Raw genomic sequence first — 21784 nt, 5'->3', positions numbered from 1 at the left:
CGCGGCCCGTAATCGGGCGGCGCATCGATCCAGCGCCCGCCTGACTTGAGGACATGGACGATCCCGCTGATCACCCGGCGGTCATCAACACGCGGTTTGCCACGCGTGTCCGTCGGCAAATGCGGTGCGATCCGCGCGAATTGCGCATCCGTGAGCCAGAAACGATCCCGATTCATCCGGGCCTCCTCCGGGAAGCCGTGAATCATACAGAGCCAGCGGTGCCAACCTCTTTATGGGTCCGAGCCCTAAAATCAACATAAAGTTGCATTTTAGACTTTAGCGCTATTCTGGCTGCCTCTGCCCCCGTCAGCCCTATTGAGGCCTATCGTCCCTGCCGTACTCTGAGGTTGACGAGAAAATTCGCTTCTCGACATAGGCTTCGAGGTCGGCACGCCGATAAGCGATACGTCGCTTTGAGACCTTGGCCCACGGCGGGCCATCACCTCTCAGCCGCATGGCCTCAAGGGTCTTCACATTGATGCACAGGAATTTGGCAGCGCGCGCCGCCGGCAGCAGGTAATCCACGAAATAACTCCTTGTCATATGGCTTGCTGAAAAACCGCGGTTTGCCGCCGCGGTGAGAGCCATATGCCGGAGGCCAATGGACCTGTCTACGGGCTAATCTATTGAGTTTAATAAGCTTTTATTTGATTCGAGCGGCTGACTAGCTCGACCTAGCGGGTTCCCCCAGATTCTTTATGTCGATTTATGTCAGAGGCTCTGGGACCCATTCCAAAGCATCTGCCTAACGCCCCTTTTACTGCGGCAGAATGACGCAGTCCTATTCTGACCCATCCTTTTCGCCCGTGGCACCAGGACCCAACGCCCCAACGAGGAGCTTTCCGATCTTCTCGCTCTCAGCTTGAAGGTAATCATCGGCAAAGTGGGCATATCGCTTCGTTGTTTCGGTGCTGCGATGGCCGAGCAAGCTCCCGATGACACTCAGCGAGACGCCATTCTGGATCGCAAGCGAAGCGAAGCTATGCCGCAAATCGTGAATACGGACATCGTCAAGCTTGGCAGCTGCTCGGATGCGCTGCCAGGGCCGCTGAAGATCGACGAGGTGTTTGCCATCCCGCCCTCCCACAATCACGTAGGGGTTTCCCTCTAAGCGGGGAACCGAAGCTAGGAGCTCGACCGCGGACTTCGGCAGGGCGATATTTTTTGCGCCCGTCTTGGAGTCAGGCAAGCGCAATCGCGCTCGCTCGAGCTGCACATGGCTCCACTTCAGCGTCAAAACTTCGGAAAGGCGCGCGCCAGTCAGAATTAAGAGTCGGATGGCAGCGATTGCAGAGGGAAGCTCGTGGCCGTTTCGCTCCTGTTCCTCCAAAATGTCGCCCAGCCTTTTGAATTCCTCGGCATTGAGAAAGCGCTCTTTTGGCTCCTCCGCAAACCGAGTCACCCCTATGACCGGATTCGAACCTTTAGGGCGAAAGTCCCACCGCTCTGCAAACTTCATCATGGTTGAGAGCAGGGTCAAAGTCCGATTGGCGGCGCCTGGGCCGCCCCGCACCACAATGCCGCCACCCTGAGCCTTGCTTTGCTCTTTCGGATCTGCCGGTGCGGTCTTGCCCTCCCTAATGGCCGCCTTCAGCGCTTCTACGTCGCCAGACTGAATTTCGCTTACGAGGCGGCGGCCCATTAGCGGCAACACATGGTTGTCGATGTTAGCCTTATCGAGCTTCGCGCTCGAAGCCTTCTTTTTCACGGCGGCGTGCCGTTCCAGATATAGGCTGCAAAGCTTTTCAATCGAAACTTGCGCTTCGGTCTGCTTCTTAGACGGATCGCCACCGCCGGCGATTTCGCCGAGGAGCCTTTTCGCCTCGGCCCGAGCCAAATCAGCCGTCCATGGCGAGCCGTGTGTTCCAATTGTGATCCATCGCTGCTGCCCGTTGACGATGGTCTTAAGCATGTAGGCTTTGCCCTTCGCCCTACACCGAACTCCAAATCCTCGAACCTCCGCATCCCAAACGTCGGTTCCGGGGCTCATCGCGTCAACGATGCGCTTTGTGATCTTGATCGAGCTTCTCTTAGGCACGCAAACCCTCCTCCGGCTACATAAGGGCTACAACGATGCCGAGAACATGCAAGGGCTCTGGGGGCCTTCTGCGCAAAAACTCCGCCTATTATGAGGCAAAATGCCTTTCTAAGGGTCCCTGACGGCGATACATTACAATTCCCAAGCTGAATGTCGTCGGTTCGATCCCGATCGCCCGCTCCAAAAAACCTTTGAACGTCAGACCATTACGACGGTCTACGGCTGATCTAACGTTTCACATGTTCCCCATCGTTCGTTCAGGCCTCGTTCTCCGCTATACGATGCGCAACCCGCGCCTTCGCGATACGGCAGCTCTTCCCAACGGCACTGCGTGAATAATGTACGGTACGGGCCTGCGTGTGGCCAACCGACCCGCGAATCGTTTCCAAATCCGCGCCGGCGTCTTCGGCCCCGGCGTGCGCATCGGCATTCCCGACCGCATCGGGAATGCCGGCCTCGCGGGTAATCACGCGCCAGTCGCTAGCATGGGCGAATTCGGCGTAGGGCCGGCTGCCCGTCTCATCGACGATGAGTGGGGCAATCCCCTGCTCGGCCGGGATCAGGGCCAGCAGAGACATTACGCGGGAAAACTCCTTGAGATCATGCGAGATAGGCGTACCGCGCAATATTGGCATTGGTGGAAATGTCCCATGGCGGACCATAGCCGCGTCCTCATTTTAGGACGGCCCACCCGTATCGCCCGCGCTGCTTCAATATTTGCCAAACTGTGACTGGCGACTTGGCTCGGTCGGGAGCCGAGGTTGCGTCCAGAGCTGCTAGCGTTTGCTTGCGGGCGATGCGGCAGAATCAGCTATTAACGCAACCTAAGCGCTTTAAGGGATCGGCAGCGATTTCGCTTTCCGACAAACAATGAGTATCGCAATGATCCCCAGAGCCAGCGCGACCCAGCCGCCAAGCGAGAAGACGGTTGAATAAGCAATGTCGACGCTTTCTACCAATGCTCCTCCGCCAAATGCAGCGACACCATAGCCGAGTTGATAGATGGCAATTAGAGCACCAAGTATCGTGGCCGGCCGGGCGGAAAACTCTTGGCCAGCGAAGCTCAGGCTAAGCGGCAAGATTGCCGAACAGGCAAAGCCGACAAGCGCAAAGGCAGCGATGCCCGACGCCGTTCCATTCACCCGCGCTGCGAGTTGGAAGGCGAGCGCGAGTAGGAACGGCAACCCAACATAGACCAGCCTTACCGGCAGCCAATGTGTTAGCACCGCGAAGAGGATGCGGCCGAGCGTCAGCATGATCCAGAAGGCGGTTAGGGCGAAAGCCGCATTGTCAGGAGAAACCTGGCGCTCGATTGTAAGATAGAGCGCCGTCCAGTTGCCTGTGAGAGTCTCAACGATACCGTAGAGAAGCACTGCAGTGCCGTAGACCCAAAAGCGCGTCGGTAAGCTTTGCGCCGCGCCCGCTGTAGCATAGGTCATCTGGAACGGCGCGCGTCGCGCGGCGGCCATAAGTAAGACCAGTGACAGGCTGACCATCATGGGCAGCCCCCACCAAGCACCGAGCCAGCTGAAAAGAGTAACGAGAAGCGGGGCAAGTGCCGTGCCGAGACCAAGAAGCGCGTTCAACGTCAGCACTGCCACATCCTGACGCGGTCCCGCGAAGCCCTGTACCAGCGTGTTCAATGCCATGGTCGTGGTGCCGAAGCCGAAGCCGAGCGCCCCGGTAGCAAGGCAAAGGACGACATAAGCCGCTGGGGAGCCCTTCAGGAGCGGGGCTGCTGCGAGGAGCATCATCGAGAGAAGGTTGGCACAGAGCCCGAGCTGTAACACCGCTCGCAAGCCAAGCCGCCTGGCCAGCGAGCCGCCAAGCGCCGCAGTCAAGATCGCCAGCACGACCTGCGGAATGAACATCGCGCCATACTGCGTGCCTGACAGGGCAAAGCCGCCAGGATTGGTGAAGATCGCACTGGCGGCCGGAAACGTTACTAGGGCGAGACCTTGCACGACGCCAATTACGTAGAGCAGGCCTATTTCAAACCGGCTGGCAGTCTGCTGCATTGTTGAACTCATCCAAGGCGTCGCAGCAGTTGTTCGTCCACTCGAAGCGCATTTGCAATAGCGGCAAGCGATGGATTTGACGCATCAATGCTAAATGTCTGCATCCCAGCAGACGGCGAAACTGCGCTAGCGGCGCATAATTCCACTGGTACATACGACGAGGGGTTTGTGTCTCAAGGCCGGCGCGCGCGGCCAAGTGCCCAGAGAGTGGCGCCGCTGACGACCATTAGGGACAGCCAGTTCGCGACCGGGCAATGGCATGTGAAACGATATCGACGACCGCGCCCTGCATTGCCGATCGACGTGCCGACAACCGGCCCCTTCAGAGATCCGATGGCTGCGACGCGCGCTTCGTCACATTGCATTGGTTACGATCGCATCGGAACCTGCCAACCGGCTTGGATTTTTTGGACCTGAATTGGACCTCGTCATATTCGCAGGGACAGCCGGTAGGTGTAGGTGTCGCCCCGGAAAAGACCCTCGACATATTCCAGCATGTCGCCGTCCGCGTCGTAGCTGCGCCGCTTGATCAGAAGACAAGGGACGGGCTGCTCGAAGCCGAAGATGGCGGCCTCCTCCGCTGTCGGAGAAGCGGCCTCGATCGTCTGATCGCAACGCACGAGAGGGGCTCCAAGGGCGGCCAGGGCCGCGTAGACCGAGCCCGAGAGATCGCTTTCGGCCAGTTCGGGTACGCGGTCGAGATTATACCAGGCAATCTCACGCGACATGGGGATACCATCGCCAGAGCGGACGCGGACCAGTTTCAGAAAATCGTTATGCGAAGAGCGGCCGAAGATGGAGGCTATCGATCGGCTGCGTACGACCGACCGCTCGAGAATCCGCGAGCTGGGCATTCGGCCAAGCTCGCGCATCTCTTCGGTGAAACCCTTGAGCCGGTCCATGCCGGAATGGACCCGCCGCCCCGGGCCCTGAACGATGGAGCCAAGCCTGCCCTGCGCGCTCAGTAGCCGCTGCCGACGAAGCGCGTTGTAAGCGCGCTGCACGGTGCCACGACTGACGTCGAGACGCTCTGCCAGCTGGCGCTCAGCAGGCAAGGTCGTTCCCGCGGACAAGGTCCCGTCGCCGATGAGCGCCACCAGCTGATCTTCGAGCTGCTGATAAAGGGGCTTGGCCGTATCATTCCGCAGCTCCAGCAGATCCTGAAACAACGGCTTGAGAGTACGCAATTGCAGCTCTGTCTGTGGTTGCATGGATGTGACACAAACCGGGTAGCAGTAGTTGAACGGGGAAATCAAACCTGATGGCCGGGCAATCCATTTTCGTACTGGGCAGCTTCGTCGTCTCTTGCTCGGCGAAGGTCTCCCGCTTTCCCCTGCCAGGAGAGTCGCTCGCGGCCACCAGCGTTACGATCGAAGCTGGCGGCAAAGGCTTCAACCTCGCGGTGATGGCGCGACGGCTGGGCATGGAAGTCACGGGATTGTTGGCCACCGGCGACGATCTCGCCGCGCAATTTGCCGGCCCAGCGCTTGCGCGTGCCGATTTGCCGCAAAGCATGCTGGTCCGACTGTCTGGGCCGACCGGTGCGGGCATCGGCTTTACAGATGCCCAGGGTGAAACCTCGCTGGCCGTCGCCGGCGGCGCAAACCTTGCTCTGTCGGCCGCCGATGTACGTTCCCGCGCCAACGCGATTCGAGGCGCAGCCATCGTGTTGGCGCAGTTCGAAGCGTCCGCGCCTGCGGTCGAGGAAAGCTTTGCGTTGGCACGCCGCGCCGGTGTCCCGACCCTGCTCAATCCCTCTCCGTTCAGGGAGCTGACGCCCAAGCTGATGCGCGACACCAGCATGCTCATCATCAACGAGACGGAGGCAAGGGAGCTGGCCAGAATGATCAATGCCGATCCGTCGGCTGTCGATTTCCCCGACCGATTCTTGAGCGAGCTGTCGCCAGCGGTTCGCGCATTGGGACCGGAGGGGATCATTTTGACTCGCGGACCCGCCGGTGCGATCGCCTCGTTTCGAGACGCCACCTTCGTACAACCGGGTTTCTCCGTCGATGTCGTCGATACACTTGGAGCAGGGGATGCCTTTGCCGGAACGCTCGCCGTCCGGCTGGCCCAGCAGGTTTCGTTCGACCAAGCGATGCGAGATGCCGCAGCGGCAGGAGCGCTCACGACCAGGCATCACGGCGTTTTCGACGCTTTGCCGAGTACGGATGAGATCAAGAAAATGACGGCGCGGGGCGTCTGAAACAGCAGTAAGGCCCCGGTTCTTTTTGGATCGATTTTGGACTTTCCGAAAACGATCCAAACTGCTAGCGTCCTGACGGTGCGGCTGCCGGCCGCACATCAGCGCGGCAGGAGAACCGCCATGGCGGAACCCTCTTTCGAGACGGTCATGACGGCCATTGCTCAGCTCCTTTCTGGCGCGCTGGACGATGCTCAAATGCCGGCCGCAGCGGCGGCACTGAGTCAGCTGTTTGATGGATCCAAAGTCGGCCTGTGCATGCTCGATCCCTGTGAGCAAGATCGAAACAGCCGCGCTTCCGATGAGGGCAATTATCGTTTGGCTATTTCCGACGGTCTTGCAGCGGATTTTGTCGCCATGGGCGAAGCGCTTCGCAGCCTGTCGCCCGGCACAACCGGCCGCAGCGTCGAGCTCCGCAGTTATGCGAACACGTCGCGACCGTTGCTGGATAAGACGCAGCCTCAGACCTTCTATCCCGGGACGGAACACCGCCTTGCGGAGCAAGGCGAGCCGATCGGTCTTTCTGTCGCGGGAAGAGAATCCGATCGAGAAAGCTTCGATGCTGCGGAAGCCTCCCTGCTGCGGAAGCTCGCCCCCGTTCTCCGCCGCGTCGTCGATATCAGGCGTCAGCTCGGCAAGATCGCGATCCAGCGAGACGAGGCACGCGACGCGCTTGATGCACTGGAGCCCGGTATTGCCATTGTGGACCAGGATCTGCGGATCATTCATGCCAATGTCGGCGCCGACGAGATCCTGGCCGAGCCGGATGGAGCGATCACTTTGCGACAGGGCCGTCTCTGCGCGCGCCACAGTGCCGATCAGCGGCTGCTGAAGCGCCGTGTTGACGAGGCGTTGCAAAGCATCGGCGATCCGCTGGCGCCCTTCCCGACTAGCCTGATCCTGCGCGGTAGCGAGCGATCTCATTCAGTCTCCGCCTGCATCATGCCTGCAGCTCCGTCCTCTGCGGGAATCCATCGCAAGATCATGCTCGCTCTGCGGCGGCTCGACCTATCGACCGACATGACCGCATGTGCCCGCCAAATGTTCGACCTTACCGATACAGAGGCAAAATTTGCCTCTGCCCTCGCAGGCGGCTTATCGCTCGCCGAGGCTGCAGTGGCCCAAGGTGTTAGAATCTCAACGGCGCGGACCCACCTTGCGCGCATCTTTCAGAAGACCGATACGCGGCAGCAAAGCCAGCTCGTCTCATTGCTGCGCAGCGCTGCCCTGCCTCTGCGCCAGCGATTTGCCATCAGCGAATAAGCCCATCTCGGCCCCGTTGCTGAAAGCCATTAAGCCTAATTTAGCTACAAATGGCATCATCCAAATGATGGACGAGTGCCGCGTCTCGGTTCAGCGCGCGCGATTAAGGAGAAAAATCCGCGCCACTGTAATTCACCTAGCCGCCTCGACCTAAAGCATTGCCGTCGATCATCGTGAGCCGTCTGACGCAAAGGCCCTGGATCAACGCACCAAACCTGAATCGAAAAAAGCTTCATAGATCAAAAAACGCGCCGTCCACGACGACCATTTCGCAGTTTTCATTATTCGAATACTTTGATATTTTCCTATGTGCTAGAATGACGTACTGTCGATGATTAATTAACTTGATAATTAAACTGTCTACTTTCGAGCGTGACCGTTGCCTCTGTCAGCGGCTTCTTCTCCAGCTGCAGGTTCAGGATCGCGCGGGAGAGCGACGGAAGCATCGAATTGGTGATGATGTTGTCGATCATGCGGCCGCCCGAATCCGGGTCGTTACACTGCCCGACGATATGCTCGACTACCGCATCGTCAAAGACGAAGCTCGCCTTGTGGTTTTCGGCCAGGCGCTTGCCGATGCGCCCGAGCTGGAGCCGCACGATCCCGGCCAGCATGTCCGACGACAGGGGATAATAGGGTATCGTGACGAGCCGCCCGATCAGCGCCGGCGGAAAGACCTTGAGCAGCGCGGGCCTCAGGCTCACGGCCATCACCTCGGGATCGGGCTTGGCCGTGCCGTTGGCCGACAGGCTCATGATCTCGTCGGTGCCGACGTTCGAAGTCAGAATGATCAGCGTGTTCTTGAAGTCGATGCGCCGGCCGGTGCCGTCTTCCATCGTGCCCTTGTCGAACACTTGGAAGAACAGCTCGTGTACGTCGGGATGCGCCTTCTCGACCTCGTCGAGCAACACCACCGAGTAAGGCTTGCGCCTGACAGCCTCCGTCAATCGCCCGCCCTCGCCATAGCCGACATAGCCGGGAGGCGCGCCCTTCAGCGTGGAGACGGTGTGCGCCTCCTGGAACTCGCTCATATTGATGGTGATGACATTCTGCTCGCCGCCATAGAGCGCCTCGGCTAGCGCCAGCGCCGTCTCGGTCTTGCCGACGCCCGAGGGGCCGCAGAGCATGAACACACCGATCGGCTTGTTGGGATTGTCCAGCCTTGCGCGGTTGGTCTCGATGCGCTTGGCGATCATGCCGATGCCGTGCCCCTGCCCAACGACGCGCCGGTTCAGCGTCTCGGCAAGGTTGAGCACGGTCTCGATCTCGTCCTTGACCATCCGGCCGACTGGGATGCCGGTCCAGTCCGATACGACCGAGGCCACCGACTGCTCGTCGACATGGGCGTAGATCATGCGGGCGGCTGGATCGATCTCGCTGAGTGCCGCGAAGCGGGCGTTGAGCGTCGCGCGGGCTTCCTCCGCGTCGGTCTGGGCCCCGCCAGCGAAAGGAACGCCCTCCTCTGGCGGCGCTGCTTCCACACCGCTGTCGTCGCCTGCCGCCTGTTGCGCGACGCTCGCCTTCGGATCGGCACCCGGCGCCTTTTCACCGAGCTTGGCCCGCAGCGCCTTGATCTCCTCGACAATGGCGAGTTCGCTGGCCCATTCCGCTTCGAGTGCCGCCAGCTTCTGCTGCTTCTCCGCGACCTCGCCTGCGATCTCAGCGAGCCGCTTGGCGCTGTCGGTGCCGAGATCGGCGTCCGAGGTCAGCGCCGCCTGTTCCTGCTCCAGCGACGAGATCACGACGCGGGCGTCCTCGATCGCGGCCGGGGTCGCGCTCTGGCTGATCGCGACCCGCGCGCATGCGGTATCGAGCAGGCTCACCGCCTTGTCGGGCAGTTGGCGCGCCGGGATATAGCGATGCGAAAGATGCACCGCCGCGACGATGGCCGCATCCGAGATGCGGACCTTGTGGTGCTTCTCCATCGGGCCGATCAGGCCGCGCAGCATGGTGCAGCAGCGCGCGACGTCGGGCTCGTCAACCTGCACTGGCTGGAAGCGCCGGGTTAGCGCCGGGTCCTTCTCGAAATATTGCCGGTATTCCGACCATGTCGTCGCGGCGATGGTCCTGAGAGTGCCGCGCGCCAGCGCAGGCTTGAGCAGATTGGCAGCATCGCCCGTGCCCGCCTGCCCGCCGGCGCCGATCAGCGTATGCGCCTCGTCGATGAACAGGATCACCGGCGTTGGCGAGGACTGCACCTCGTCGATGACCGAGCGCAGCCGCTGCTCGAACTCGCCCTTCATCGAGGCGCCGGCCTGCATCAGGCCGATGTCGAGCGCGCAGACGCGCACGCCCCTGAGCGGCGGCGGCACGTCGCCGGATGCGACGCGCTGGGCGAACCCTTCCGCTATTGCGGTCTTGCCGACGCCGGCCTCGCCGGTGAGGATCGGGTTGTTCTGGCGCCGGCGCATCAGCACGTCGATGACCTGCCGGATCTCGTCGTCGCGGCCGAGGATCGGATCCATGCCGCCCTCGCGCGCTTTGGCGGTGAGATCCTGTGAGAAGCGGTCGAGCGCTGTCGTGCCTTTTGCCCCCTCAGCCTGATCTGCGCCGGGCGTACCAGCGGCGCGCAGGCCTGAGCCATCCATCGGCCGAAGATTTTCCTCCTGCGACGCCTCCCAGATCTTGCCGTAGGCCGCCGCCAGTTCCTCGACCGGGATCTTTGCGAACTCTTTCGACAGGGCCGTCAGCGCGCGACGCAACTCGGTCGATTTCAAGGCCGCGACGAGCAGATGGCCAGTCCTGATCTGGGTCTCGCCGAAGAACAGCGTCGCGTAGTGCCAGCCACGGTCGAGGATATCGACGATGTGGTTGGCGATGCCGGGCATCTCCGTTTCATTGCGGCGAAAGCCCTCGACGACGGCGCCGAGGTCCATCAGCAACCTGGCCCGATCGAGCTTGTAGTGGTCCGCCGTCAGCGTCATGTCGTTGACGCTGCCTTGGAAGATCTGGACCAGCCAATGAGCGAGCTCGACATTGCGGTTGCCCGCGCCCTTGGCGTGCCGCAACGCTTGCAGGAAGGTGTCGTAGCCCACCCGGTTGAGCTTGCCGGTAACGGCTTCGAGGCTGATATCGGCCATGGTCGTACCCTCTATGTCGATCTCAGCCGACGCGGCTGCGCTTCAGGCGCATGCGCTCGGCGGGGTGGAAACGGGCATCGCGGCGCAACGCGCCTTCTTCCTGCGTCCAGTTCGGCGCCATCCAGCTCGTCCAGCCGAGGCGGCCGCTCTGGCCCAGCCGGACCGGCTTCACCTCGCCGACCGGCAAGGCGAGCTCGACATCCCATTCGAACTGCTCGCCGAGATGCAGGAACACCGCGTCCGCCAGCTTCTCGCAGCGATCGCCTTGCGGGAGGAAGCGCTCGAACTGCTCCAGGTCGCGCGCGACGATCTTGACCCGGAACTTGTCTTCGACGCTGTAGACGCTGGCGCCCAGCAGTGCGTCCGCGCCGAGGGTACAATGGGCGCCTCCGAGCCGTGTCCGGTCGGCCTCGTCGAAGACAAGGCGCATGCCGAGGAACTGTTCGATCTCCACATCGGCCTTGAACAGACCCGCGAGGAACCGCTGCAGACGCGACGCCGACTTGGCCTGGGCTCCCAGCAGGCCGGCATGGGCGAGCTTCTCGGCATCGGGAACGCTGTCGCGGTCGAGATAGGGCTTCGAGCCCACTCCGATCATGCTGCCGATATAGGCGGCGAAGCGGTCGAGATCGGGCCGGTCATGCTGCGCGACCGGCCGTGCATCCGCCCATGCGCGATAGAACAGCTGCAGGAAGCGATGGTTCAGGATGTCCAGGAAGCGCGGAAAGGCATCGTCGCGTGCCAGTTGCCAGTGATAGCTCTCTTCCGTCGTCGCCAGCGGCAAAGCGCCTTGCGGGCCCAGCAGGCCGAGGAACTTGACGAACAGCCGCAGGCGCCCCTGCAGATCGCGATCCGCGTCGGAGATCGTCGAGGCGGGAAAGTCAAGAAAGGCCTGTTCGCCCAGCGCGACATAGTCCTCCCGCTTGGTCGCGACCTCGCCGATGCGCGGCCGGTCGCGAAAGCTGCGTTCGAGCCGTCGCAGCACCGCATAGAAATCGAAGCGCCAGGGCTCGTCTTCCAGCCGCGCCTGATAGCTCGGCGCCTTCTCCGCCGCGAGGGGGGCGTCGTCCGTCACAGGATGCGCCTCGATCCGGCGCGTGGCGGGAAGCGCATCACCTCGCCTCGTTCCACGGTGCGGATCACGGTCTGGGTGAAATGGTTCATCGCGGCATATTCGGCGAAGAACCGGTCCAGCACGGCGCCGAGCAGGAAGACGCCCGAGCCCTCGAACGCCTTTTCGTCGAGCAGCACGGTGATCTCGAGCCCGCGTGCCGCACCCGTCCCCGCCCGCTGCGGAAAGCGGCGTACGACGGCGCGGCTGTCGACACTCTTGATGCCGCGAATGCGGCGCTCGGTCGCGCTGTCGGCAAGATCGGCAAAAAGCGACAGCAGCTCCCGCAGTGCCTCGCCGTTCTGCCCGGCCCCGCGCTGAACCAGCCCGAGCTGGTTGAGGCTGAGGAGGTTGATCAGCCGCCACGTCACCACGCCGGTCGAGGCGGTCTCGGCCCGCAGCCTGAGCTGCGAGACGATCGGCTCCCGCGGCGGCGTCGGTCCGGCGAGACAGGCAACATCGAGCGAGACGTTGTCGATCAGACGGAAATCCGCGCCCCCCACCCCCGTCGGCAGATGCTCGGTCAGATGCCGGTTGGAACACAGCGCCTTGACGCTCAGCTCCGCGACCGAAGTGCTGTCGGCCATGCCGGCCGGCTCCACTAGCGAGATGAACATCTCGGTGCCGGTGTAGTCGGACGAGCGCCCCTGGCGCCGCTCGGCCGAGGAGCGCCGCCGCGGCAGGCGCCGTTGCGTGTAGTGCAGTCCATGCACCGGAGACGCGCCCTCGGGCGACGAATAGAGCGGATGCACGGGCTGCTTCTCGCGCCCCCCAGCGTAATGCGCATAGACCGAGACGATGCTGTGCGGCTCGTAGTCGAGCGCGCGGCTGCGGTCCGGCACCACATGAAACTCGTGCTGGTTCGTCCTGACCGGGATGCGGTCGACGCTCTTTTCGAAGAGATTGACCGCAGGCGCGGCATAGAGCGCGAACATCTCCTTGCGGACCGCGCCCGGCAGACGCGCGTTGACCTCGTCGAAGACGAAGATGATGTCGACGGTCTTGGCATCGAGCCGCGGCATGATCCGGCCGAGCCCGTTCAGCCGGAAGCCGAGAAACTTGCGCGGAAACCAGAACAATTCGCGCAGAAGTTCGAAGCCCCGGAAGACGCGCGTATCGGCCGGCAGCAGCGCCTCGTCCTCCTCGAACCCGAGCTGCTCGAGGGAAGCTCCCTCGGCTGGGATGACCACAGGGTCGCCGAACTCGTCGAGATGACGGAAATGGATGCCGATGCAGTTCGCGAAGAGCTGCTCGTAGAGCGCGACAGAGTCTGCCTCCGCACCCAGCAGATGGAACGACAGCGACTTCGCCCGGCAGCCGGCGAACCAGCTTGCCGGGTTCTTCAGGGCCAGCGCGCCGGTCGGCTCCTGCTCTGCATCGGGCATCATCCGGTGCGTCAAGGTGAGCTTTAGTCCGGACAGAGCCCGCGCACCGGTCTTGAGCCCGAGCGCCTGCAGCGGTCCGGGCGCCGGAATATACTCGGCCGCGACGATCTCGAACGGCCACAGGGTGACGTCGGCCACCAGCCGGTACCGGCATGCGACGCGGCGCTCACGTTCCAGATAGGTCGCGTCGAGATAGGATCCGCGCGGGATCATCACCCCCTCCCGCAGGCCAGGATCGGAATAGGGCGGCGCGAACCCGGCCAGCAGCGCCGAGGGTGTGGGCGCAAGATAGTTCGGCAGCAGCTGTTCGAGCAGATTGTTCGTGAATTCGGGAAACTCGTGCTTCAGCTTGAGCTGCACCCGCGCGGCGAGGAATGCGGCGCCCTCCAACAGGCCGCCGACCATCGGGTCCATGCGCTCGCCAACCAAGCCGCCGAGCCGTTCGGCGATGCCCGGATACTCCTCGGCGAATTCCTTGCTGTGCTCGGTGAAGAGCCGAAGTTCCTGGTTGTAGAGGTCGAGAAACTCCTGGTTCATCGTGGTGCGCCCTAGCCCTTGATCGCGATCTTGCCGGTGTCGAGTTCCAGATCGGCGATGAACTGCACGGGCACGTTCAGCGGCTCGCAATTGAGCTCGGCACGGACGACGAAGCGCACCTTCAGATCGGCCGGGTCGAGGCTCTGGTCTCGTTCGACCGCGATCGACTTGCGGATCAGGCGCGGCTCGTAGCCGACGAGCACCTCCGCCAGATCGTCCCGGATCTGATCGACGCGATGCTCGTCGATCGACAGACGGGTCATGTCCGGGAAGCCGTGATTGAGGATGGAGCGGCGCACCTGATCCAGCCCCGAAAGATCCAGCGTCGAGCCGAGATTGATCGTGTTCACTAATGCGTCGAGATCGATCGCGATCTCGCGCCTGAGCTTCGGCTCGGTGATCGCGGAACGGGGCGCCGCACGCCGCTGCGCGATAATGCGTTCGCCGCCCTCGTCCCGGAGGTCCAGGGCGGTCGCGGAGTCCTTTTGCAGATGCGCCTCCCGAAACGCGAACATCAAGGGAGGTCGCAGCCGCTTCTTGGAAATCGGATCGGCCATGGACACCGTCGCCGGAGCGAGAGATCGCGATGGCGGCCCGATCCTCAGAAGAGATCGCGGCCGCCGTCCCGCTTGGGCTTACTTCTTGCGGGCCTTGAGGTCCCAGGTCATCGTCACCGGAGCTTCGAGCGAACCATCGGCCTTCTGCGACTTGTACTCGTATTTAATCTTGGCGAAGTTCAGCGAAAACTGGTCGGTCGGGATGCTGGAACCACCGGCCGCATCACCCGACTGGTAGCTCGAGACCAGCAGATCCTCCAGCGTCACCACGTAGAAGTCCTGCTGGGTTTCGCCCTGCTTGCGGACATAGAGAGTGGCCTTGGTGATGTGCTTGCCGCTCGCGCAGGACTGGGCGAGATTTCCCGAGGCCTTGCTGACCGAGGCGGTGAAGTGGATGTCCTGAAAGCTCGCAACGCCGGCGCCGCCGCCCATATTCGAGCCGTGGGAGCCGCTGTTCGTCAGGCCCCAGGAAAAGGACGCGACCTCAATCGTGCTGGGGTGCTTGGAATCCTTGCTTTCGCCCTTGATGCCGTCGATCTCGAGCAGGAAGTCGCTAGCCATGATGGCCTCCGTTTTCAGGTAGAGGGATGAACCCGCGGTCGCAGGCGGGTTGTGGGCACGATTGTCCCGTCACGCCGGCTCGGTTGGCCGGCGTGTCGCACTCGTTGGATCGTCGCCATCACATGAAGGTCAGGCGGCGGTTACTGCTTGGGAGCGGGCAGACGCGAAACCAGGCTCAGGCCGATATCCATGCCTTCGAGCTGGAAGTGCGGCCGCAGATAAAACTTGGCCGAGTAGTAGCCGGGGTTCTCCTCGTCCTCGAACACGTCGATGCGCGCATCCGAGAGCGGGCGACGGGCCTTCGTCTCCTCGCTGGAGTTGACCGGATCGCCGTCAACATAATCGGTGATCCACTCCTGCAGCCAGCGGCGCAGCGGCTCCTTTTCCTTGTAGGAGCCGACCTTATCGCGGACCATGCACTTCAGATAATGCGCGAAGCGCGACACCGCGAACATGTAGGGCAGCCGCGACGACAGGTTGTCGGAGGCGGTCGCCGCCACGCCGTCCGGCCCCGAAAAGGCCTTGGGCTTGTATAGCGACTGGGCGCCTATGAAGGCGGCCTTGTCGGTGTTCTTGCGGTGGATGAGCGGGATCAAGCCGGATTTGGCCAGTTCCGCCTCGCGCCGGTCGCTGATCGCGATCTCCGTCGGGCATTTCAGGTCGATGCCGCCATCGTCGGTCGGGAAGGTGTGTGTCGGCAGGTTCAAAACCTCGCCACCCGACTGGACGCCGCGGATACGGGTGCACCAGCCATATTCCTTGAAGGCGCGGTTGATGTTGACGGCCATCGCATACGCCGCATTCATCCAGGCGTAGTTCTCGCCCTTGTGGCCGTCGGTGTCCTCCTCGAAGGCAAACTCTTCGACGGGCTCCGACTTCGCGCCATAGGGCACGCGAGACAGAACGCGCGGCAGGCACAAGCCGACATAGCGGGAGTCGGCGGCGTCGCGCAGGCCCTTCCAGGCCGCGTAGTCCGGCGTGTCGAAGACCTTGCCGAGATCGCGCGGGTTGGAGAGTTCCGTCCAAGTGTCCATCCCCATTAGATTGGGGTCGGCACCGGCGAAGAAGGGTGCGTGGGCGGCGGCGGCCACCTTGGAGAGGTCGCGCAGCAACTGCACGTCCGTCGCCGTGTGGCTGAAGTGATAGTCGCCGACCAGGCAGCCGAAGGGCTGGCCTCCGAGCTGACCAAACTCCTGCTCATAGACCTGCTTGAACAGCGGGCTCTGGTCCCAGCGCGCGCCAGGATAGGTCTTGAGGTTCCTGTAGAGCTCAGTCTTCGAGACGTTCATCACCTTGATCTTCAGCTGCGAGTCCGTCTCGGAGTTGAAGACCAGGTAGTTGAGGCCGCGCCAGGCGCTCTCCAGCTTCTGGTACTCGGGCGCATGCAGCACCGCGTTGATCTGCTCGGTGAGCTTGGCGTCGAGCCTGGCGATCATCTCCTCGATCGTGTCGATGACGTCGCCCTTGATCACGGTCGAGTCCGCCAGCGCCTGGCCGACCAGGGTCGCCACCGCATTCTCGACTTCCGTCGCGGCGCGCTCCGTCTTGGGTTTGAAGCTCTGCTTCAGGATCGCCGAGAAATCGTCGATCTCGCGCGTCTCGACTGCCGCCCCGCCGGGCTGTTGGGTTTGTGCTTCCGCTGCCATTGGCGCCTCGCTCGCTTGCCATCAACCGGCCCGGGAACCCGGACCGGCCGCCCTGCCCTCAGTTCTGCGTCTTGTCTTCCGGGCCCTTGCCGAGCCTGTCCTGCAGCGTCGCCATGAGCTGCGGATCGGCGAGCAGCGCCTTGATCTGGTCGCTCGCAGCCATTTTGCCGTCCATGTAGCGCAGCAGGTTAGCGAGCTGTTCGCGCGCCTCCAGCAGTTTCGCCGTCGCCGGAATCTGGCGTGCGATCGCGGCGGGGTTGAAGTCCTCGTATTTCGAGAATTTCAGCGACACCGAGAGCTTCTCGCTCTCGTCCTGCCCGAGTTTGTTGGGCACGTTGAAGTTCACGGCAGGCTCGATCGCCGACAGGCGCTGATCGAAATTGTCCATGTCGAAGTCGAGGAACTTGCGTTGGGAAATGTCCGACTTCTCAACCGCGGAGGCGTTGCCGGAGAGATCGGCCAGCACGCCCATCACGAAGGGAAGCTCGACCTTCTGCTCAGCGTTGTAGGGATCCTCATACGTGATGTGCACCCGCGGCGGCCTGTTGCGGCGAATGAACTTTTGCCCCGAATCTCCGGCCATCGAGATGTCCTCCGCATTCGCGTCACGCTGACCTAGCGCAACTTTTCAGTATGACTTGAGCCTTCCTCGATTGGTCTCGCCGAAGCGGCGAAAGGTTCAATCGAAGCGCGAACAAAATTAGCCGCCTGCCTCCGGCAACGGAGCGACGTCTGGCAGGATGTTGCCGAGCAGCGACATGAAATCCTGCTGCGCCAGCGCACAGGCCTTGTCCATCAGCAGCGGCGTCGGATGCGACGGCTCGGCCTGGCGGTAGAATCCCGCGACGGCTTTCATCGCGGCGACGGCTTCGGAGCGGCTGGCGATCAGGATGGCGGCGGAGGCAGCGCCCGCGACGTCGGCAGCGGACGGGACTTCCGCAGCCGCATCCTCATCGTTGACGAGCGCGCCTTCATCGGCGTCGCCCTCGGTCTCATAGGCATCCGTCGCGTTGCCGTCATAGCCATCCGGGACCGGCAACCGTGCCAGCGGCAGGCGGAAGCGGCGGACATCGCCGATCTCCATCACTGCGCTGTCAATGTGCTCGGGAAACATGATCTGGATGACCTCGATCAACGATTTGCCGATGAGCTGCTGCGCCTGCCCGATGAGCAGCACAGCCGGGCTCGAAGGCTCTGTTCTGGAAAAGTAGCCGAGGCAGGCGGCCAGCGTATCCTTCACTTGGAGGATGCTCGAAAGGCGGCCCGGATCGAAGGTCGCCGGGCTTGCTGCCGGCCTCTGCGCGTCGGTCGCTCCCGGCGCGACTCCGGATGCCTGATGCCCCGGAACGCGCCGTGCGACCGCGGCGTCGAGGAAGGCGGCAATCTGATCTAGCAGCGCCGCCAGGCGCGGAAAATCGAGCGGATGATGGGCACCGACCTTCTCGAGCCAGATCGCGCAGATGCGGGCGAGCGCATCGCGCGCCGCATCGATCCGGCCGAGAATCGTCGAGAGGTCGTCGATCTCCGTCTCGGTGAGCGCGGCCTGGATTGTGCTGGCGTCGGGATGCTGCTCGCCGTCGACCAGCTTGGTCTCGCCGCTCGCCACCAGCTGGCTTCGGAAGACGAAGGGCCCGATGCGGCGGCTGACGAAGAGCGGCGCGTGCTGCAGCGGCAGAACCACCGTCGCCAGTTCGTCCAGACCCTGGAGGGCGACCTCCCGCATGACGAAATCGCCGTCGATCGGCCGCGGATACATCGCCTCCCAATGCTCGGTGAGGAGGTCGGCCATGGCTGAAAGGCAGGCGGCGAAGCCGGCAATGTCGCGATTGAGGATCGAAAGCTTCGCGGCAGGCATGAAAAGGCGCAGGTCGCGCGTCTGCGCCATCAGCTTGCCGAGGTCAGAAAAGGCGGCGGGAAACTCGATGCTGGTGCGGTCGAACGCGACCTGCCGTCCTTCGTCGTCGCGGCGGAAATACGACGTCGGCAGCGCGACCTCCAGCCGCGCCGCGACATTCATGAAATCGTTGTCGTCTTCGAGATCCGCGCCGCACGGATCGTCCCCGGACAAGGGCTTCGACAGTTCGGCGAAATTCAGTGCGGCCATCCAGCCCCCCGCTCATGAAGCTGGCGGACCGCGCCGAGGCCGGCCCGCCCGCGGATTTGCAATCGAAGGCTCAATTGGCCGGACGCAGCCGCGTCTCGACGCGCCGGTTGTCGCCGGAAAGCGGGTCCGCCACGAGCGGCTGCGCCTGGCCGTAGCCCTTGGCGACGAGGTGGCGGGTGCTCACGCCCTTGTCGCTCAGATAGCGCACCACGGCCTGGGCGCGTCGCTGCGACAGGCTGAGATTGTAGTTGGCGGAGCCGGCGGCGTCGGTATGCCCCTCGACCATGAAGGTCTGGGCAGAGAGTTGGGGGGTCTTCAGCGCCCTGGCGAACTGGTCGAGGTTGAGCTTCGCCTCTGGCTCGAGAATGTCGGAATTGTATTTGAACTTGACGACGAGATCGAAGGCGCTCGGCGGCTTGGCGACCTCGACCGCATGGCCTGCCTTGGCGCATTCCGCCTCGGTGCCGACACAGAGGCCGCGGGTCACCGGCTTGGGAATGCCCGCCTCGAAATGCTTGACGATGTCGTCGGCATTGTAGGTCTGCGCCGCAACCTGTGCGGCGGTGAGAACCATCGCGGCGCCCAAAGCGACGAATGCGATAAGTCCGGCTTGCTTGCGCATGGGAAACCTCCCGTTGAGTGGCGCCAAAAGGCGGATGAAATCGAAGGAGCTCACGATGACTCTCTGCATTAGTCGCGTCAAGTATAAATTAGGTTCATATGAACGGAGTATTTATTGATGGCTGCCTCACTCAGGCAAGACCAAAGAATTGCATCATTCAAAACGCCTGCGGGTGAAGACGAATTCTCGTTGATAAAATTCGAAGCCGACGAACCTCTGAGCGATCTTTTTACCTACCAGGTCGAAGCTCTGAGTAATACAGAGAACGCCGACCTACAAAACATCATGAGCGAAAAATGCTCGATCAAATTCACGCTGAAGGACAGGTCGCAACGTGTCCTCAACGGGACTCTCGTCGATGCGCAGTGGCTCGGTCAGCAGGAAGACCTCCACATCTACCGCTTCACCCTGCGACCCTGGCTCTGGCTGCTCTCGCAGCGGGCAGACTGCCGCATCTTCAAGAACAAAACCGCGATCGAGATCATCAAGGTGATCTTCGGCAAGGAGGGCTCGGCAAGCTTCGAGGACAGGACCAGCGAGGCGCTGCAGCCGATCGATTATTGCGTCCAGTACCGCGAGACCGACCTCGATTTCGTGCTGCGGCTGATGGAGCAGTACGGCATCTATTATTATTTCAAGCACAGCGACGGCGACCACAAGCTGGTGCTCTGCGACTCCCGCTCGAGCCACGACACGGTCACGGCCAGCGCCGAGCCGAGCTTCACGGGCGACAGCTCAATCTTCGCCTTCGTTCCGCAAGGGGGCCGCTTCCCGCGCTCGCAGGTCGAACACCTGACGCAATGGTCGACGATCCGGCGGCTACGGACCGGCAAGTTCGAACTCAAGGACTATGATTTCGAGAAGTCGGAATCGGACCTGACCGCCCGCGCCGAAGAAGGGTTTCCTAAAGCCAAGTCCTACGAGGCCTACGACTACCCCGCGAGCTACACTAAGCGAGACCAGGGCGAGCATTTCGCCCGCGTGATGGCGCAGGCGGAACAGGCTCGCGACGATCGTCGCTATGCCGCGGGCGAGGCGCCGGGCCTCTATGCCGGCGCCTTGATGAAGCTGGGCGAGCACCCTTCAAGCGCTGAGAATGCCGAGTATCTCGTGGTGCGCGCCACCCACGCTTACGGCGTCCAGAACTATCGCTCCTCGTCGCGGCAGGACGAGGCGATCTATCACGGCAGCTACGAGCTTCAGAAGACGGAGCGGCGGTTCCGGGCACCTCTCGTCACGACCCGCCCGCTGATTTACGGACCACACACCGCCAAGGTCGTCGGCGAAAAGAACGAAGGGCAGGAAGGCGATATCGACGTCGACGAATACGGTCGGGTCTGGCTGCGGTTTCACTGGGACCGGGAGAGCGGCTCGACCTCCTGCCGCACCCGCGTCGCCCAGATGTGGGCCGGCAAGAACTGGGGGGGCCAGATCATCCCCCGCATCGGCCAGGAGGTGATCGTCGAATATATCGAGGGCAATCCTGATCTGCCGCTGGTCGTTGGCGCGGTCGTCAACGACCAGCACAAGCCGCCCTACGAACTGCCGGCCAACAAGACCCAATCCGGACTGAAATCGGAATCCACCGACGGCATCGGTTTCCCGGACACCTATAACGAGATCAGCTTCGAGGACAAAAAGGACAATGAGGTGCTTGGCCTGCGCGCCGAGAAAGACCACAAAATCGTCGTCAACAACATCGAGACTCGTGAAATCGGCCCGAATTATCGAGACGGCGGCTATTCGCGCAAGACGACGCTGAAGATGGGCGACGACAAGCTCGACGTGCAGAACGGCAAGCTCGATATTGAGGCGCTGACCGAGATCAATCTGAAGGTCGGCCTGACCGAGATCAGAATGACGCCGGCGAGCATCGAAATCTCCTCGCCGAGCATCACGATCAAGAGCATCGGCATGACCCAGGTCGGCAGCGACGGCATGGTGGTCGTCAAGGCGCCGATGGTGACGATCAACTAGAGCTGTTGCCCAGCGAGGCGGGCCTCGGTTCGCATCGCGAGATGAGCTGAAAAAAGAGTCGGAGCATCCGCGGTGGGAAAACTGCGGATGGCTCCGGTGCCTGTCAGGACGGTCCCGGTCATCATGTCACGCCTGCGCTTCAGCACCGCCCGCGAGGTGTTCGAAACCTTTCCCGCTCTCCGCAGCGCCGTCACCATGGCGGCGGGGCCCGAGCACCCTTTCGCATTCCTCGACAGGCTGGCGAAGGGCCCTGCTCCGACCGAGGCAGCCGGCTTCTGCGCCTTCCTGCTGCCGCGACGGGAAGCGGTCTGGTGGGCCTTGCAGTCGGTGCGGACGATGCAGCCTCCCGGCACGGCCGATCCAGGCCTCGCGGCGGCGGAAGCCTGGGTGCGCGAGCCCGCCGACCGGACGCGTTTCGAGGCGCTGCGGCTGGCGCAGAACGCGGATCCCGCGCGACCGGGCACCTGGGTCGCCTGGGCGGCCGGCTATTCAGGCGGCAGCATGGTCGAGAGCCATGGCGTGCCCTGCCCGCCCGACCTGACCGCGAAGATGGTGCGCATCGCCCTGCTGAACGCGATCAATCGGCTACCCGCGCGGGACCGGGCCGGTGCGTTGCGCCAATGTGTCGAAGCATGCATTCGTCTGGTCGATGACGATGCCGGCAAAAGCTGAGGCTTCGCCC

At 62.7% G+C, this 21784-nt stretch carries 19 protein-coding genes; 4 read left to right on the top strand and 15 right to left on the bottom strand.

What is annotated here, in order from left to right; translation table 11 throughout:
* The 6 genes from AC1DR6_RS20070 to AC1DR6_RS20045 all read right to left on the bottom strand — a co-directional run.
* Nucleotides 1-176: transposase (locus AC1DR6_RS20070; RefSeq protein WP_476831038.1), on the bottom strand; the 176-nt coding region annotated here is incomplete at its 3' end.
* A gap of 136 nt (nucleotides 177-312) precedes the next feature.
* Nucleotides 313-525: a helix-turn-helix domain-containing protein gene (locus tag AC1DR6_RS20065; RefSeq protein WP_476831037.1), complete on the bottom strand. Its 213-nt coding sequence runs from the start codon at nucleotides 523-525 to the stop codon at nucleotides 313-315.
* A 256-nt stretch (nucleotides 526-781) separates the two neighbouring features.
* Nucleotides 782-2038: a tyrosine-type recombinase/integrase gene (locus AC1DR6_RS20060; protein WP_476831036.1), complete on the bottom strand. Its 1257-nt coding sequence runs from the start codon at nucleotides 2036-2038 to the stop codon at nucleotides 782-784.
* 257 nt (nucleotides 2039-2295) lie between these two features.
* A complete protein-coding gene (locus AC1DR6_RS20055) occupies nucleotides 2296-2616 on the bottom strand; it encodes a hypothetical protein (RefSeq protein WP_476831035.1) in 321 nt (106 codons plus the stop codon).
* 255 nt (nucleotides 2617-2871) lie between these two features.
* A complete protein-coding gene (locus tag AC1DR6_RS20050; RefSeq protein WP_476831034.1) occupies nucleotides 2872-4056 on the bottom strand; it encodes an MFS transporter in 1185 nt (394 codons plus the stop codon).
* A 428-nt stretch (nucleotides 4057-4484) separates the two neighbouring features.
* Nucleotides 4485-5312 (bottom strand): GntR family transcriptional regulator, encoded by an 828-nt coding sequence (locus tag AC1DR6_RS20045; RefSeq protein ID WP_476831033.1) that lies wholly within the window; start codon nucleotides 5310-5312, stop codon nucleotides 4485-4487.
* A gap of 5 nt (nucleotides 5313-5317) precedes the next feature.
* Between AC1DR6_RS20045 and AC1DR6_RS20040 the strand changes: the two genes are divergently transcribed.
* The gene (locus AC1DR6_RS20040; RefSeq protein ID WP_476831032.1) at nucleotides 5318-6262 is read left to right on the top strand and encodes a PfkB family carbohydrate kinase; all 945 of its coding nucleotides are present in this window, start codon (nucleotides 5318-5320) and stop codon (nucleotides 6260-6262) included.
* Nucleotides 6263-6382: 120 nt separating this feature from the next.
* Nucleotides 6383-7522 carry a helix-turn-helix transcriptional regulator gene (locus tag AC1DR6_RS20035; protein ID WP_476831031.1) on the top strand — a complete coding sequence of 380 codons (1140 nt, stop codon included), beginning with the start codon at nucleotides 6383-6385 and terminating at the stop codon, nucleotides 7520-7522.
* 335 nt (nucleotides 7523-7857) lie between these two features.
* Here AC1DR6_RS20035 and tssH read toward each other — a convergent pair whose 3' ends face one another.
* The 9 genes from tssH to AC1DR6_RS19990 all read right to left on the bottom strand — a co-directional run bounded on the left by tssH (nucleotide 7858) and on the right by AC1DR6_RS19990 (nucleotide 19125).
* The gene (gene tssH / locus AC1DR6_RS20030) at nucleotides 7858-10602 is read right to left on the bottom strand and encodes a type VI secretion system ATPase TssH (protein WP_476831030.1); all 2745 of its coding nucleotides are present in this window, start codon (nucleotides 10600-10602) and stop codon (nucleotides 7858-7860) included.
* A gap of 22 nt (nucleotides 10603-10624) precedes the next feature.
* Nucleotides 10625-11677, bottom strand: coding sequence for a type VI secretion system baseplate subunit TssG (tssG, locus tag AC1DR6_RS20025; RefSeq protein ID WP_476831029.1), 1053 nt, complete (start codon nucleotides 11675-11677; stop codon nucleotides 10625-10627).
* Nucleotides 11674-13635: a type VI secretion system baseplate subunit TssF gene (gene tssF / locus AC1DR6_RS20020; RefSeq protein WP_476831028.1), complete on the bottom strand. Its 1962-nt coding sequence runs from the start codon at nucleotides 13633-13635 to the stop codon at nucleotides 11674-11676. The genes tssG and tssF overlap by 4 nt, the downstream gene beginning before the upstream one ends.
* Nucleotides 13636-13646: 11 nt before the next feature.
* On the bottom strand, nucleotides 13647-14192 hold the full coding sequence (locus AC1DR6_RS20015; RefSeq protein ID WP_476831027.1) for a GPW/gp25 family protein: 546 nt from the start codon (nucleotides 14190-14192) through the stop codon (nucleotides 13647-13649).
* A 78-nt stretch (nucleotides 14193-14270) separates the two neighbouring features.
* Nucleotides 14271-14753 carry an Hcp family type VI secretion system effector gene (locus AC1DR6_RS20010; RefSeq protein WP_476831026.1) on the bottom strand — a complete coding sequence of 161 codons (483 nt, stop codon included), beginning with the start codon at nucleotides 14751-14753 and terminating at the stop codon, nucleotides 14271-14273.
* Between the two features lie 140 nt (nucleotides 14754-14893).
* Nucleotides 14894-16399, bottom strand: a complete 1506-nt coding sequence (tssC, locus tag AC1DR6_RS20005; protein ID WP_476831025.1) for a type VI secretion system contractile sheath large subunit — start codon at nucleotides 16397-16399, stop codon at nucleotides 14894-14896.
* A gap of 58 nt (nucleotides 16400-16457) precedes the next feature.
* Nucleotides 16458-16982 (bottom strand): type VI secretion system contractile sheath small subunit, encoded by a 525-nt coding sequence (tssB, locus tag AC1DR6_RS20000; protein ID WP_476831024.1) that lies wholly within the window; start codon nucleotides 16980-16982, stop codon nucleotides 16458-16460.
* 117 nt (nucleotides 16983-17099) lie between these two features.
* The gene (locus AC1DR6_RS19995; RefSeq protein WP_476831023.1) at nucleotides 17100-18503 is read right to left on the bottom strand and encodes a type VI secretion system protein TssA; all 1404 of its coding nucleotides are present in this window, start codon (nucleotides 18501-18503) and stop codon (nucleotides 17100-17102) included.
* A 70-nt stretch (nucleotides 18504-18573) separates the two neighbouring features.
* A complete protein-coding gene (locus AC1DR6_RS19990) occupies nucleotides 18574-19125 on the bottom strand; it encodes an OmpA family protein (protein WP_476831022.1) in 552 nt (183 codons plus the stop codon).
* Nucleotides 19126-19242: 117 nt separating this feature from the next.
* Between AC1DR6_RS19990 and AC1DR6_RS19985 the strand changes: the two genes are divergently transcribed.
* Together AC1DR6_RS19985 and AC1DR6_RS19980 are read left to right on the top strand one after the other, a co-directional pair.
* Nucleotides 19243-21102, top strand: coding sequence for a type VI secretion system Vgr family protein (locus AC1DR6_RS19985; RefSeq protein WP_476831021.1), 1860 nt, complete (start codon nucleotides 19243-19245; stop codon nucleotides 21100-21102).
* Between the two features lie 96 nt (nucleotides 21103-21198).
* The gene (locus AC1DR6_RS19980; RefSeq protein ID WP_476831020.1) at nucleotides 21199-21774 is read left to right on the top strand and encodes a DUF6931 family protein; all 576 of its coding nucleotides are present in this window, start codon (nucleotides 21199-21201) and stop codon (nucleotides 21772-21774) included.
* Nucleotides 21775-21784: the final 10 nt, after the last annotated feature.

The sequence above is a fragment of the Allobosea sp. P5_A5 genome (genome assembly GCF_056400625.1).
Note: the sequence above shows the minus strand (reverse complement) of the source record. Positions and strands in the feature narration are given on the sequence as shown.

Bases quoted from the DNA above. Each gene is read 5' to 3' on its own strand.
- AC1DR6_RS19995 (WP_476831023.1), bottom strand. From the start codon at position 18,503: ATGGCCGCACTGAATTTCGCCGAACTGTCGAAGCCCTTGTCCGGGGAC.
- tssC (WP_476831025.1), bottom strand. From the start codon at position 16,399: ATGGCAGCGGAAGCACAAACCCAACAGCCCGGCGGGGCGGCAGTCGAG.
- AC1DR6_RS20055 (WP_476831035.1), bottom strand. From the start codon at position 2,616: ATGTCTCTGCTGGCCCTGATCCCGGCCGAGCAGGGGATTGCCCCACTC.
- tssB (WP_476831024.1), bottom strand. From the start codon at position 16,982: ATGGCCGGAGATTCGGGGCAAAAGTTCATTCGCCGCAACAGGCCGCCG.
- AC1DR6_RS20010 (WP_476831026.1), bottom strand. From the start codon at position 14,753: ATGGCTAGCGACTTCCTGCTCGAGATCGACGGCATCAAGGGCGAAAGC.
- tssF (WP_476831028.1), bottom strand. From the start codon at position 13,635: ATGAACCAGGAGTTTCTCGACCTCTACAACCAGGAACTTCGGCTCTTC.
- AC1DR6_RS20050 (WP_476831034.1), bottom strand. From the start codon at position 4,056: ATGCAGCAGACTGCCAGCCGGTTTGAAATAGGCCTGCTCTACGTAATT.
- AC1DR6_RS20035 (WP_476831031.1), top strand. From the start codon at position 6,383: ATGGCGGAACCCTCTTTCGAGACGGTCATGACGGCCATTGCTCAGCTC.
- tssH (WP_476831030.1), bottom strand. From the start codon at position 10,602: ATGGCCGATATCAGCCTCGAAGCCGTTACCGGCAAGCTCAACCGGGTG.
- AC1DR6_RS19985 (WP_476831021.1), top strand. From the start codon at position 19,243: ATGGCTGCCTCACTCAGGCAAGACCAAAGAATTGCATCATTCAAAACG.
- AC1DR6_RS20015 (WP_476831027.1), bottom strand. From the start codon at position 14,192: ATGGCCGATCCGATTTCCAAGAAGCGGCTGCGACCTCCCTTGATGTTC.
- AC1DR6_RS20040 (WP_476831032.1), top strand. From the start codon at position 5,318: ATGGCCGGGCAATCCATTTTCGTACTGGGCAGCTTCGTCGTCTCTTGC.
- AC1DR6_RS19990 (WP_476831022.1), bottom strand. From the start codon at position 19,125: ATGCGCAAGCAAGCCGGACTTATCGCATTCGTCGCTTTGGGCGCCGCG.